Annotated in this window: 13 protein-coding genes and 1 pseudogene; 7 read left to right on the top strand and 7 right to left on the bottom strand. The window is 43.8% G+C overall.

Annotated elements, in window-relative coordinates; genetic code table 11:
• The first annotated feature begins 72 nt into the window (after positions 1-72).
• The gene (locus D479_RS17555; protein WP_008639707.1) at positions 73-276 is read left to right on the top strand and encodes a hypothetical protein; all 204 of its coding nucleotides are present in this window, start codon (positions 73-75) and stop codon (positions 274-276) included.
• Between the two features lie 11 nt (positions 277-287).
• Here D479_RS17555 and D479_RS17550 read toward each other — a convergent pair whose 3' ends face one another.
• Positions 288-995, bottom strand: a complete 708-nt coding sequence (locus tag D479_RS17550; protein WP_008639699.1) for a DUF421 domain-containing protein — start codon at positions 993-995, stop codon at positions 288-290.
• A 514-nt stretch (positions 996-1,509) separates the two neighbouring features.
• Between D479_RS17550 and D479_RS17540 the strand changes: the two genes are divergently transcribed.
• Together D479_RS17540 and guaC are read left to right on the top strand one after the other, a co-directional pair.
• Positions 1,510-2,148 (top strand): elongation factor G-binding protein, encoded by a 639-nt coding sequence (locus tag D479_RS17540; RefSeq protein WP_008639695.1) that lies wholly within the window; start codon positions 1,510-1,512, stop codon positions 2,146-2,148.
• 122 nt (positions 2,149-2,270) lie between these two features.
• Positions 2,271-3,254 (top strand): GMP reductase, encoded by a 984-nt coding sequence (gene guaC, locus D479_RS17535; protein WP_008639693.1) that lies wholly within the window; start codon positions 2,271-2,273, stop codon positions 3,252-3,254.
• Between the two features lie 53 nt (positions 3,255-3,307).
• Here guaC and D479_RS17530 read toward each other — a convergent pair whose 3' ends face one another.
• Positions 3,308-4,387, bottom strand: coding sequence for a diguanylate cyclase (locus tag D479_RS17530; protein WP_008639691.1), 1,080 nt, complete (start codon positions 4,385-4,387; stop codon positions 3,308-3,310).
• Positions 4,388-4,659: 272 nt separating this feature from the next.
• Between D479_RS17530 and D479_RS17525 the strand changes: the two genes are divergently transcribed.
• On the top strand, positions 4,660-6,708 hold the full coding sequence (locus D479_RS17525; protein ID WP_241210946.1) for a hypothetical protein: 2,049 nt from the start codon (positions 4,660-4,662) through the stop codon (positions 6,706-6,708).
• 71 nt (positions 6,709-6,779) lie between these two features.
• On the opposite strand, the gene D479_RS17520 is transcribed toward D479_RS17525, so the two are convergent.
• Positions 6,780-8,207 carry a glycosyltransferase gene (locus D479_RS17520; RefSeq protein WP_152413425.1) on the bottom strand — a complete coding sequence of 476 codons (1,428 nt, stop codon included), beginning with the start codon at positions 8,205-8,207 and terminating at the stop codon, positions 6,780-6,782.
• On the bottom strand, positions 8,207-9,250 hold the full coding sequence (locus tag D479_RS17515; RefSeq protein ID WP_008639685.1) for a HEAT domain-containing protein: 1,044 nt from the start codon (positions 9,248-9,250) through the stop codon (positions 8,207-8,209). The genes D479_RS17520 and D479_RS17515 overlap by 1 nt, the downstream gene beginning before the upstream one ends.
• A 233-nt stretch (positions 9,251-9,483) precedes the next feature.
• On the opposite strand from D479_RS17515, the gene D479_RS17510 reads away from it, so the two are divergent.
• Entirely contained in the window at positions 9,484-10,650 is a 1,167-nt protein-coding gene (locus D479_RS17510) for an iron-containing alcohol dehydrogenase (RefSeq protein ID WP_008639683.1), read from the top strand.
• Positions 10,651-10,886: 236 nt separating this feature from the next.
• Here D479_RS17510 and D479_RS21105 read toward each other — a convergent pair whose 3' ends face one another.
• Genes D479_RS21105 through D479_RS17495 form a run of 3 tightly spaced genes read right to left on the bottom strand, consistent with a single transcriptional unit; the run spans position 10,887 to position 12,182 of the window.
• Positions 10,887-11,138 carry a hypothetical protein gene (locus D479_RS21105; protein WP_008639681.1) on the bottom strand — a complete coding sequence of 84 codons (252 nt, stop codon included), beginning with the start codon at positions 11,136-11,138 and terminating at the stop codon, positions 10,887-10,889.
• Positions 11,131-11,595, bottom strand: coding sequence for an effector binding domain-containing protein (locus D479_RS17500; RefSeq protein WP_008639680.1), 465 nt, complete (start codon positions 11,593-11,595; stop codon positions 11,131-11,133). Before D479_RS17500 ends, D479_RS21105 begins: the two co-directional genes overlap by 8 nt.
• Complete coding sequence (locus D479_RS17495) at positions 11,592-12,182, bottom strand: hypothetical protein (protein WP_152413422.1); 591 nt, start codon at positions 12,180-12,182, stop codon at positions 11,592-11,594. Before D479_RS17495 ends, D479_RS17500 begins: the two co-directional genes overlap by 4 nt.
• A gap of 241 nt (positions 12,183-12,423) precedes the next feature.
• On the opposite strand from D479_RS17495, the pseudogene D479_RS21100 reads away from it, so the two are divergent.
• A pseudogene (locus tag D479_RS21100) lies at positions 12,424-12,504 on the top strand (YjcZ family sporulation protein); the annotation flags it as partial.
• A 121-nt stretch (positions 12,505-12,625) separates the two neighbouring features.
• A complete protein-coding gene (locus D479_RS17485; protein ID WP_008639674.1) occupies positions 12,626-13,132 on the top strand; it encodes a peroxiredoxin family protein in 507 nt (168 codons plus the stop codon).
• Positions 13,133-13,148 lie beyond the last annotated feature (16 nt).

The following is a 13,148-nucleotide window of genomic DNA, read 5'->3' as shown; positions in this document are numbered from 1 at the left end:
TTATTACGTTTAGTTCTATGAAATCGTGGGAATTGATATCTTCAGATATGAATGAGACGGGAGTTCTGCCGAATGGAGGATCAACTAACATTAGATAATACAGAAATATTGCTGCTGGAAAGAGATAAGCATTCCTTGCGATGCCTGAAACAAAAAACACAGGATTCCTCTCACCTGTCGATACTCAATTCGCAGATTAATCTATTAGAGGAAGCCTTATACTTATCTAAGAAGCAAGCCACACAAAAGCGCCGTACTAAAGAAAAATCGGTATAACAGACTGATTTCTACATGTCTTTTCGTGTCAAACCAAGGCTGTCTTCGCTCCGATCTATATAAAGATTCCCTTCTGTATCCAGCTGTGCCGTGACGATTTCTGCCCAGTCCGATATTCCCCTCTCTGCTATCTTATCCTCTATCCATTCCTCACTGTAACCGGTAGCAGCTAAACTGTTAGGCAGAAGATTCCCTTGTATAATAACTACCTGCGGAAAAGATTGTTCGTTTCCCTTCATTCCAATATCCCCTTGAGTCAATGGCGTATACTGTGATTTTCTTAATACGCTCACGGTTCCATCCGTTTCCAGGACTGCGACTTGAACATCACGGAAGTGAAATACGCCACTTTTCCTCAACTCCCCAATCAATTCATCCACCGTGAAACGCACTTTCGCCATCCCCTCCTCTAAAATTTTTCCGTTGTCGATCAGCAGCGTCGGTTCACTGTTCAACCATTTTCTTACACGGAACGACTTGATTGTCCATATATCCATAATCATTACCAGAGCGGAAAACAAAACGAGAGCAGCAATCCCGTGCCATAAAGGGAGATCCGGGGTAAGAAATGTGTTGGAAGTCATAGATCCTAACGTAATACCCGCAATAAAATCGAATAAGGTCAGTTGGGATATAAGCTTTTTACTTAAAATTCTTGCCAGTATATACAATAGGGCAAACATAATAAAACCACGCAAAAGGAAATCAACAAGGACCATAAACACTCCCTCCAATACCCACTCATTCACCGTACAAAAGGAAGAAAGCCGCGGCCTTCTCCCTCCCTCTATAATGGAATTTCCATCTTAAACAGAGATAAAAACCACTCCCAGCAGAAACATCCCCGCTGCATATAAACCGATCCATGCTGATATCGGGAGCGGGAGCCTCAACCAATGAACAGAATTCCTCATCCATAAAAAAAGAGCATAGGACAGGAAAAAGGTAAACAGATAAGCAGTAGAATTCCAGTCCTCTTTAAAGATTCGATCTGCTATATTATGTAAGATCGTAAAAGAAAGCAGAAACAGGAGAAACCACACCTCTTTAAACTTGCGGAAATTTCGAAAAATCATAGTTCTTCCCCTTTCATCAGTTTTTCTTCCTAGCTTGTTTCAATTTCCTGTTCTGCATACATAAAACAAACTATTCTTTTTAAGAAGGTGAATAAGTTGATAGAAAGTCCCTGACCTGAAATAATAAGAGTCACCACAATGAACGGAGGCAGGATTCATGGAAAAATTCATTCGTCCCGACCAATACCATTTCATTCAGTCTTGTGCACATCATTTATATAAAAACAACCTCATCTCGAAAGATGCTGCCGTCACCAATGCTTTGAAAGAGATGACCCATGAAAAAGTTCTTGAAGCTTTTCAAAGCCTCACACTGCCTCAAAAGCAAATTATAGATCAAATAAAAAATGTGCAGGATGAAACGGATGCCATCCTTTATTTTTCTCGTATCAAGCAATATGTTAATCCACTTGCAGATATCACAGAGGAAACCATCCAGCTGCTTTTTCCTAAAACAAAGAAATTGACTATTCCAGACCTTAATAAGCTGGAGTGGACGGAACTGTCGTATATAGGATGGAATGATTATGGAACAGTAAAGAAATTTATCGTTACTACAATCGATGACAGACTGGTTGGTTTATCCGGACATTTCTCATCATCCGTTAAGCATGGAATCTGTTCCATTTGTCATGAACAGGGAAATGTGGGACTTCTTACATCCGTCGTATCACGACAAACAAATGGTGAAATGGTGAGTCGGGGTAACTATATTTGCGTAGACAGTCAAACGTGCAACAAGAATTTGAAATCGAGAGATCATCTGGAAAACTTCATGAAGCGAATGAAATCATAAAAAACCTCCCATTCCTTGGAGGTTTTTATTTTGACTTTCAAAAGAAAATGCTGTAAATTACAATATGTACGAACGATAAAAGATATTAAATCGAATAACATTCGGTTTTAGGAGTGTTTTAAATGGAAAATGTATTTGATTACGAAGATATTCAATTAATTCCTGCTAAGTGTATAGTGAACAGCCGCTCAGAATGTAATACCTCCGTTACTTTAGGGTCTTACACATTTAAACTTCCTGTAGTACCTGCAAACATGCAGACGATCATCGATGAATCCATCGCTGCGACCCTCGCGGAAAACGGATATTTCTATGTAATGCACCGGTTCCAGCCGGAAACACGGGAAGCATTCATCCACACGATGAAGCAGAAAAATTTAATCGCTTCCATAAGTGTCGGGGTGAAGGATGAAGAATATGAATTTATTACAGGCCTTGCAAATAAAGGTCTTGTTCCAGAATTTATTACCATTGATATTGCACACGGACACTCAACAGCTGTTATTGAAATGATTCAACACATAAAGGAACATATACCGTCGACTTTCGTTATTGCAGGTAATGTCGGTACTCCGGAAGCAGTCAGGGAACTGGAAAATGCCGGAGCGGATGCAACTAAAGTAGGGATCGGCCCGGGGAAAGTATGCATTACGAAATTAAAGACCGGTTTTGGTACCGGAGGGTGGCAGCTTGCAGCTCTTCGTTGGTGCGCCAAAGCTGCTAAGAAGCCGATTATCGCTGACGGAGGAATCCGAACCCACGGAGACATTGCAAAATCTGTTCGTTTTGGAGCCTCTATGGTCATGATCGGTTCCTTATTTGCCGGGCACGAAGAATCTCCAGGAGATACCATCGAAGTAGATGGAAAACTGTATAAAGAATACTTTGGATCTGCGTCTGAGTTCCAAAAAGGGGAGAAAAAGAACGTAGAAGGCAAGAAAATGCATGTAGAGCACAAAGGAAACCTACAGGATACACTTGACGAAATGGAGCAGGATCTCCAATCAGCTGTCAGTTACGCAGGAGGCACGGACTTAAACGCTATCCGCCACGTCGACTATGTCATTGTGAAGAACTCGATCTTTAACGGAGATAAAGTCTTCTAAAAAACTCAAATAAAATCCATACAAAAAAGGAGCCATAGAGGCTCCTTTTTTATTCAGTAAACGACCCGGTTCCTGCCAGTGGTTTTTGCCTTATATAAAGCTTTATCCGCGTTCTTGTATAAATCATCCGGCTTCTTCATTTCTTTTTCTAATTGGCTGACCCCTATTGAAATCGAAAGTTTGATTTCATCTCCCTCCGGCAGCACGAAACGGTGCCTTTCCACCGCGGCCCGGATTCTTTCTGCAATTTCCAAGGAATCTTTCCTAGAACAGTCGGGAAGCAGCACGGAAAACTCCTCCCCCCCGTTTCTTGCTATCTGGTCTGTCGGTCTGGCATTTGCCTGCAGAAGCCCACCCAGTTGTTTAAGGACGGCATCCCCGGCGTCATGTCCGTATGTATCATTAACGCGTTTAAAATGGTCAAGATCCATGAGCAGTAAAGATACACCTTTCACTTGATTACCGCTCTTCTTAAATAAATCGTTCAGGGTAAAGTGAAAGTGACGTACGTTGCTTAAACCGGTCAAGAAGTCCGTCTTTGAATCATTTTTCAACTGCTGAAACATGCGCTTGGAATATTGGATGTCCTGAAAGAAAACTGCTGCAAAAACGCCGGCTGGAACAGCAATAAACCAATAATATATCAACACTTCCCAATATTCCCTATCTCCTCCCATAACTACATACAAATGTGTACTGATGATCAGCAGACTGATGATGTTCAGGACGGATATCTTTTTGGTTGTCCCTAAGGAAATAAATCTGCTGGCAACTCCTACGATCAAGCCGAAGATAAGAGTAGTCATTAAAGCGAAAAGCGACGTCTCATCAAAACCGAATAAAAGCCGTGATATGCCGATCAGCGCGGCAGATACCATCGTCGGGACAAACCCTGCATAGTAAGCAAGAATAATGATCGGAATATGCCTGAGGTCGATCATGATATTGTCTCCAACTTCTATAGAGAAGAACATGAGAACCAAGCCTATACCCGCTGCTAACACACTCATAAGACATCGATCCCATCTGCCTGACTGCCTGCCGATCGGTTCTTTAATAATTTTTCCTGCCAGATAGAACCCGGCTATCATAATTGCTAAATTAGCCACTAATTCTTTCAATATATACACCATCCCTGTAATCTCTCCTGTCATCCATCTATCCCTACTACGTGAACACTTAAAATCATCCATCCATCTACCCAATTTTATCACGAGCTATTATAATGAACATATAAAAGTAGAAATTTTTTCCTCTAAGGAGCTGTTTTTTTGAAAAACTTACTTATATTCTTTTTTTGGCTGTAATGATCGTGACAGGGGGCGTTCTTTTTTGGCAGAATCTCTCAACCGAGCCGGAAAGTAAGCTTCCATCGAACAAATCTTTGAATGAGGAGATGAAGAAAGTGGAACTGGCCTCTGTCGACGACTTGTCTTATCCATCCAAAATAGAAGATAACCGAATGCACGTATATAAGGATGAAAAGTGGGTGCCTATTACCATTAAAGGGGTGAACATTGGTATGGGCAAGCCTGGGCACTTTCCTGGTGAAGCAGCCATTGACGAGGATGAATACCTGCGTTGGTTCCAGCAGATTGGGGACATGAACGCGAACGCCATACGGATTTATACCCTTCATCCCCCGGGCTTTTACAAAGCACTGGCCGCCTATAATGCTCAGGCAGAACAGCCGCTCTATGTCCTGCACGGCGTATGGGTCGATGAAACTCCGCTAGAGGAAACAGAGGATGCTTTTCATAAAGAAATAACAGATTCCTTTCAGAACGAAATGAAGAAAATAGCCGATGCCATTCACGGTCAAGCGGAAGTAAAACCTTCTCCTGGACATGCATCCGGGGTTTATGACATCGATGTTTCCCCATATGTGATCGGTTGGATTATCGGAATTGAATGGCACCCTAAAATGGTGGATTCTATGGATCGCGCGTATCCTGATCTTGGTGACTTCGACGGAGAGTATGTTTTCACTGAAGGCGCGAGTCCGATGGAACACTGGCTTGCCGTCCAACTGGAAACCCTCACAGCCTATGAAAGCGAAAATTACAAAAGCATGCGTCCCATCAGTTTTACGAACTGGGTAACCACAGATCACATAGATCAGCCGGCAGAGCCGTTGGAAGAAGAAGATTTGGCGTCTATAGATCCCAATCACTTTCACCGAAAAGGAGCCGGTACAAAACCGGGAATGTTCGCTTCCTATCACGTCTACCCCTATTACCCTGACTTTATGAACCTGGAAGAAAAGTACACAAAGTATTTGGATCACAGAGGTGAACGTAATAATTATGCAGGCTACCTGCATGATTTATCCGAAGCGAATGATATGCCGGTCCTGATTGCGGAATTCGGAGTTCCTGCATCCCGGGGTCTAACCCATCGTAACCCTTTCGGTTGGAACCAGGGCTTTCACTCCGAAAAAGAGCAAGGGCAGATTGTCAAACGGCTCTATGAAGATATCCTGGAAGAAAATATGATGGGAGGACTTATCTTTACTTGGCAGGATGAGTGGTTTAAACGGACGTGGAACACTATGGATTATGATAACCCGGACAGACGCCCCTATTGGTCCAACGCGCAGACTAACGAACAACAATTCGGACTACTAAGTTTTGACAGACACAAAATTAAAGTCGACGGAAAGAACGATTGGGATGCATCGAAAACGCTCCTTTCCAAAAATGAAGGCAGCCTGCAGAGCTTAGCGGTAGACCATGATGAACGTTACCTCTACATAAAAACCGAGCTTGAGACACTTTCCGATACGTTTTGGGACAATCATCACATCAACCTTTATTTCAGCATAAGGCCGGAAAAGGGCATCGATGTCTTTGGTGACGCATCGATGAGAGCAGACTTCCGCCTGACGATTCGTGGAAAGGATGAGGCAGTCCTCGAAACAGCCGGAGATTATGATCCATTCCTGTTTCACTACACCGAAGATTTGAACATGGTCAAGGTACCGGAGAAAGAACTGGAGAGGAAAGAGAAGATTTTCCGCCCCATCCATCTCGCCTTGAACAAAGGACTTGTCCGTCCGGATACTGGAGAAGAGATTCCATTTGAATCCTACGAAACGGGCGTCTTCCGCTTTGGAAACGGAAATCCAAATGCAGATGATTACGATTCCCTCGCCGACTACTTTTTCACAAAGGATGGACGAATAGAAATCCGTATACCGTGGATGCTCGTTAACGCAAAAGACCCCAGTCAGAAAGAGTTTATGGGGGATATATATAAGAACGGAATAGACGCCTCCATCAAAGTGGACGGGGTGGAAGTTGCTGCCGCGATTACAGATGACAATTCAAACGTAGAGAAATTCCCTGACGGGCCGGCTCTTTACACGTGGGACAACTGGGACCTTCCACAATATGAAGAGCGGCTGAAGGACTCCTACCCGATCATCCAGCAGCTATTTAAAGATGTGAAATAAAACAAAGAACCACAGTAAACCACTGTGGTTCTTTGTTTTATCAGCGCCCCAAGGAAAGCACCGTCTTGGGACTAAGACTCTGCATTGGTTTGAGATAAACCTTTCCGATTCATATCTCCCCAACTTCCTTTTTTCTTACAGATTGCTTGATAAAGGCCTGCGACGCGCCACCAAACAAGCATAGGCCGATACCAGAAACTCTCTGTAAGTGCGTAAAGAAATAACACGACGACACTTTTCAAATCAGGGTACTTGTGATAGGTCCACTCTTCAAGAAGGACCGCCAGTGAGGACAACATGGAACCATAGAATATGGTTAACAGCCCCATAGCAATACTCACTTCAATAGATATAAAGGAAAAAATCAAACCGATTACGATAATGGCATACCCCAGTAATTCGAAAACCGCACTCAACAATTCGACGAAGAGATAATAGGGAAGAGAAAACATTCCAATTCCTTTGTATTTAGGATTAAAAAGCATGTCCCGATGCTTCCATATTGTCTCTGCAAGCCCACGCTGCCAGCGCTTTCTTTGCGCACAAAGAGAGGAAATCGTAGATGGAGCCTCTGTCCAGCATACAGGATCCTGAATGTATTCAATTCGCTGCTTTGAGTTCTCTTCCTTAATAGTACGGTGCATACGAACGATCAATTCCATATCCTCTCCAACTGTATTCGTATCGTAACCACCGGCTTTAATCACCCGTTTCTTTTCAAACACACCAAAAGCACCGGATATAATCAGCAGGATATTTAAACGGCTGAGGCCTAGTCTCCCAATCAGGAATGCTCGAAAATACTCAATGATCTGCATTCGCACCATCGGTTCTCTGGCAAGACCGATCTTTTCCACCACACTTTTCACGATAAGGGATCCGTTGGCGATCCGGACGGTCCCCCCAGTAGCGGTCACCTCCCCGTTTGAGTCAATGATCGGTTTCATCGTCTTAAGTAAGGCATCCCTGTCTAATAAAGAGTCACCGTCGATTGCTGCAAAATAGGGATACTTGGAGAAATTAATGCCGGCATTCAAGGCATCGGCTTTTCCTCCATTTTCTTTTCTTAATAGATAGACATGAGGATAAAGAGTGGATTGATACCCAGCGGTCACATCCTTCGTTTGAAAGTGCCGTCGTGTAGCTAGATTAAACGGCTCCATCTCGAACGTATGGATCATTTTCTCTGCCGTCCGGTCTTTGGATCCGTCATCAATGACGATGACTTCATATTGAGGATAGTGTAAAGCAAGCATCGATTCCACCGTATTAAGAATACCCACTTCTTCATTATAAGCCGGCACGAGAACAGATACAGGGAACGTATCTGTATTAACAGCCGTGTCTTCAATCAATTCTTCCCTGTCCAGCTCTTTCTCCTTTTTAATTTTCGGCCCGGCGAGAAGAAATAATACCCCATATAATACGGCAACGATTACCATATAGAGAATGACAAACACCGCAGTTACATCTACGATAACCGATAATATTTCCTGCATCATACGCTTTCCCTCACTTTCATGCTCATAAATTGACGAGCCATATCACGAGCAAAACCATCGGGATGCTCCTCCGCTATACGAGCCAACATATCCTGTCCGGCAGGCAGCTGCCGGATAGCTTGACATGCGGTGTACCGCACCCACCATTCTCTGTCCCCGGTCAGATCATGAAGCGCTTCTCTGCTCTCCTTTACTCTACGCATGCCTGCAAGTCGTGCCACTAACATTCGTTCCTCCCAATAATTTGATTGGAAGAAAGAGGCGATTACGCTCATTTCCACGTCCGCATCCGCATCAGCATAGCTGCGAAGTGCTTTTAAACGTATTTCCTTATCCTCATCCTGAAGCCATCCCTTAATAAAAGCGACATGTTCCTGATTTTTTGTTTCTCCGCAGTAGGTAAGGATTCCAATAATTACATCTCTTTTTGTATCCGCTCCTTCCTCTATCAAATAGATTAATGTACTAAGAAAATCAGCGGGCATACGCCTGAGCATTTGCTTTGCAAGCCTCTGAGTCATGTGTGGAGTTTCAAGAATAACTCGAATGACTCTCTCATCCCCAAGTGCAGCAGCCGTCCTTAGGGTCTGCCGATATTCTTCATCTATTTTTCTTAACGATTGGAAATGTTCCCATACGTCATCCTTTAATTGGGTCATATGAAAGTCTTCTATGTAGAACAGAGTGTTTACGCGCTGAGACCAGCTTCCCTTCTTTAGTAAAAGCTGGTAGGACTGGGCAAGGTGTTTATGAGAAGATTCTTCCACCCGCTCTTCTGAAACAGCCGGGTCCTTGCGATCGACGATATCATTGAGCATTCGTTCGATCAGGTTAACCTTGTCTGTTTTTGACATGATGTACTCCGGCTCTTCCTCCTCACCGGCAAGGAAGGATCGAAAACTACCATAGTAAAAAGCATAAAGATCATTCCGGTGTTCCTGGATCCTCAATCTGTTTGCTTTCATAACCAATAAATAGCAAAGCAAAAAAACTTGAAGAGCAAAAAGGACTCCAACAAGGATGAACACAAGTTGCAGCATCCCATCACCTCACTTGTTAATTATAATGAACATTATACGAATACTTTCCGTGTTTTGGAAGTTAAATACTCGCAATCACGATATAATAAGCTTCATTTCACCCCTTATTACCTAGGTACATGGTAGACAAATGGTCTGAATGTTCCTTTTTTCCATATTGCTATGTTTACATGTATCAGCAATCGGCAATGCACAGGAAGGTAGGCAAGAAACTCAGCATAGGAGGATGTATAATGAACCGATTTACCATACCCCGAGACATATATTTTGGCGAGAACGCATTGGAAGTGCTGAATACGGTAGCAGGAAAGAAAGCATTGATCGTAATCGGAGGAGGCTCCGTCAAGAAGAACGGAAACCTGGATCAAATTGAAGGATACTTATCGGAGGCTGGTTTGGAAACGAAAGTTTTGGAAGGCGTCACAGAAGAACCTTCGACTGATTTAATAAATAAGTATCTGGACGAGGTGAATGATTTTGCCCCTGATTGGATCATTGGAGTAGGCGGCGGTTCTCCGATGGATGCAGCAAAAGCCCTTTGGCTCTTTTACGAACATCCGGATTTGACCTTCCAAGAAGCTGTAGAACCTTTTCAGCTTCCGGAGCTAAGGAATAAAACCAAATTCATAGGCATTCCCACGACAAGCGGAACGGCCTCTGAAATATCCAACCTATCTGTCATTACCGATTCAGAAACCGGCGTCAAATATCCTCTCGCAAGCTTCGAGCTCACTCCCGACCTTGCGATTATCGATCCGGTCATGGTGGAATCCATGCCTAAAGAGGTCATTGCATACAGTGGAATGGATGCAGTGACCCATAGTATTGAAGCCTATGTAGCTAAACCACGGACTACATTCACCGATTCCCTGTCCATCGAAGCACTGGACATATTAAATCAGAATCTGCTGGCTTCTTATAACGGGGAGGAAGCAGCACGTGAGAAAGTCCATTACGCTCAAGCGATGGCTGGTATGGCATTCGCTAATGCTGTGCTGGGGAATGTACACAGTATGGCTCATAAAAGCGGACCTACATTCGGAATCCCGCATGGTTGTGCAAATGGTATCTACCTTCCCTATGTCATCCAATTCAACCGCTCCGTAGTAGAAGATCGATACGCTGCACTCGCTCGACGAATCGGCCTTGTCGGAAGTAACGATAAAGAGCTTGTTGATTCTCTCATTGAGTGGGTCCGGGATTTAAATAAGGCAATGGAAGTGCCGAACAACTTGAAGGACTTCGGCATTGAAGAAGCATTGTTCCATGACCACGTGGACAAAATGGCCGAAAATGCTGTGGAGGATCCGTGCACGGGCACCAACCCGCGTGAAACATCCAAAGAAGAAATGAAAGATCTATTCACCGCTGCATACCATGGCAAAGCCGTTACCGTTTAACACGAAAGAAGCTGCCTCATTGAGGCAGCTTCTTTAATGTTTCATCTCCGCTTCTCTTTCCACACGATCCATGAATTCCCTAACAACACGTGCATTCCCTTTTCTATTGGCGAATAATAACATCAGTTTTGATAAAACGGTGATTCCCTTATTTCGGCCCGAATATTGAAACATCGTTAGCCCGTCTTCGGATTCACTTAGTTGAAAATCAGCCGTCACTTCAAACATACCGCTGATTACAAATTGAATTTTTTATGTTTCTTTTGTGGAATGTCCTCATATGCGAGCGTCCTTACTTCATAGGATTCCAACCGATCTCCTTCTTTATATGTCTGTTGGTGGACTGCGCCTGCCTCTGTTTCTGTTCCTTTTATCAGCTGGTGTTCGACCACTTTAGGCATAATACGCTTTATATTTTCATCGGAAAACAACACCCAGACGTCCTCGATGTTCTCACGTACCTTCCTTTCTTCCTTCCACTTAATCATGTAAGATATCCCCCTTTGCCGCGACGGGCTCATACAGGTCTACAACAAGCTCTTCTTGGTTACCCCACCGCCGGTAAACTTCCATACAAAAAGAAGTAAAAATCCTTTCGTAGCCGTTTACATCCATAATAGAATGTAAAGTTTCATATGTACGTCGAATATCCACACCTGAGCCCGTATGCGTCATGACGGCGTAAGTCTGGGCTGGTATTGTAAGTACCGACATTCCAGCTCTTTTTTCTCCCGCCTCCTCTAGAGGTACCCCAAGCCAATACCCATCCTCATCCTTTTCGCACGGACCAGGAATGAATGCTCCGATTTGACATGTGGAAGCTGGAAATTCCTTTGAAAGAACACGGGAGGCAGAAGCGATTTCCTTTCCATAAGCAGCTTCTGAACACAGAATATGGAAGCCGATCAGAGTCCGGCTTTCCTCCTTAATATATTTTAACGTCATATCCTTCTCTCCTTTTTTGGATCAGCGGCAGAATAACCGTCCATTTCCAGCTTTTTGTTTCTTGACTCCATCTTTGTTCCAACAATGATAGCGGAGATAGATACAATCACAATGATTGGAACAAGAAGAAATTGAAGCTCGGGGTAAACGATTATGCTGCATAAGCAGAAAATCATCATTGCGACGGGGGGAAAAATATAAGCTTTTGATTCATACAGCCACGCAAACGGAAAGAAATGGCCGCCTGTGATAATAGCAATGGCAAAAGGAAGCGCCCCTGGATCTGAGAAAAATATGTACACGGTGAGAGGTCCCATTATTGCAGGAACAGCTGCCAGGACACCGGAAAGTCCGGAAAGCGGATTTAATTTTCGAAACAGCTCGATACCCATCCATTTAGCAAACAGGACACCGATCGGAAGCAATAACCCGGTGCCGTACAAATAAATGATGGCAAGCAGCTTTTCGTCCGTAATGAAGAAAGATAAAAGAAGCAGGGCCGTCCAGTAAAGGAGTGCACTCCATAAAACAGGAACCCCTTTCCTGTTGTAGTCCGCCAATTCCCTTCTTGCTTGATTAATATCCAACATCCACGCCCCTTTCTATTCCTCTTTTTTCTATTATACCAAAATTATTGTAATTATTTGAAGACTTCTAGACGAGCACACACCCGAATCGAAGGCGACTACATAGTATAAGAGTAGTGAGGCTGGTATTCATTGCCTCTATTCTATTAATGAAGGAGTGTTTTACATGGGCTTCGGATATGGCGGATTCGGCTGGGGAGGTTACGGCGGATACGGATGCGGAGGTTATGGCGGCGGCTGTGGTGGTTATGGCGGCGGCTTTGCATTGATTGTCGTGCTGTTCATCCTTCTCATCATCGTTGGAGTAGCGTACGTTAAGTAAACCATGAAGCGGAGCGGTCTTTACTGCTCCGCTCTTCGACATGCTTCCACACTACATAGGTTAACTATAAAAGAAACAGGGTAAAGGATGTCGTACGTAATAGGGAAGGAGTGTCATTTCAATGACTCAAACATTCAAACTGAATCAGGACGCGCCTGATTTCAAATTACCGAAAATATCAGGTGGCAGCTTCAGCCTCTCCGAGGCGCTGGAATCTCAGGATCAGTGGTACCTGATTACATTCTTCCGTGGTTCCTGGTGCCCTGCCTGCATGAGCGAATTGGATGAATTCCAGGACAGCCTGGACTATTTTAAGAAGCATGACGTCCGTGTGGTGTCAATTACACAGGATCGTGTGGAAGATTTGGAGAAAATGGTGGAAGACCATGGCTTTACTTTCCCCGTTCTGGTGGACGAAGATCTGGAATTCGCATCCTCCTACGGCGTTCATTACCATGACGAGCAGGCTCCCTATGAAGATCATGGTACCCACGGCGAACCGGCTTATTTCCTACTGGATGAGAAAGGAAAAGTCCTATATCAGCAGAGACAGACAAGCCCATTTGGTCGCCCCCATCCTAACGAGCTCAGAAAAACAATAAAATACATCAAAAAGAACTTAAAGTAAAACCACATAACAAAAG

It is taken from the genome of Halobacillus sp. BAB-2008 (assembly GCF_000328325.1).
Lineage (GTDB): Bacteria > Bacillota > Bacilli > Bacillales > Halobacillaceae > Halobacillus.
The sequence above is the reverse complement of the archived record's forward strand: the minus strand, read 5'-3'. Positions and strand labels throughout refer to the sequence as shown.

Excerpts from the sequence above, each read along its gene's own strand:
- D479_RS17550 (WP_008639699.1), bottom strand. The coding sequence starts at position 995 with ATGGTCCTTGTTGATTTCCTTTTGCGTGGTTTTATTATGTTTGCCCTA.
- D479_RS17515 (WP_008639685.1), bottom strand. The coding sequence starts at position 9,250 with ATGCTGCAACTTGTGTTCATCCTTGTTGGAGTCCTTTTTGCTCTTCAA.
- guaC (WP_008639693.1), top strand. The coding sequence starts at position 2,271 with ATGGAAAATGTATTTGATTACGAAGATATTCAATTAATTCCTGCTAAG.
- D479_RS17500 (WP_008639680.1), bottom strand. The coding sequence starts at position 11,595 with ATGACGTTAAAATATATTAAGGAGGAAAGCCGGACTCTGATCGGCTTC.
- D479_RS17530 (WP_008639691.1), bottom strand. The coding sequence starts at position 4,387 with ATGGTGTATATATTGAAAGAATTAGTGGCTAATTTAGCAATTATGATA.
- D479_RS17540 (WP_008639695.1), top strand. The coding sequence starts at position 1,510 with ATGGAAAAATTCATTCGTCCCGACCAATACCATTTCATTCAGTCTTGT.
- D479_RS17485 (WP_008639674.1), top strand. The coding sequence starts at position 12,626 with ATGACTCAAACATTCAAACTGAATCAGGACGCGCCTGATTTCAAATTA.
- D479_RS17520 (WP_152413425.1), bottom strand. The coding sequence starts at position 8,207 with ATGCAGGAAATATTATCGGTTATCGTAGATGTAACTGCGGTGTTTGTC.
- D479_RS21105 (WP_008639681.1), bottom strand. The coding sequence starts at position 11,138 with ATGATTAAGTGGAAGGAAGAAAGGAAGGTACGTGAGAACATCGAGGAC.
- D479_RS17555 (WP_008639707.1), top strand. The coding sequence starts at position 73 with ATGGAGGATCAACTAACATTAGATAATACAGAAATATTGCTGCTGGAA.
- D479_RS17510 (WP_008639683.1), top strand. The coding sequence starts at position 9,484 with ATGAACCGATTTACCATACCCCGAGACATATATTTTGGCGAGAACGCA.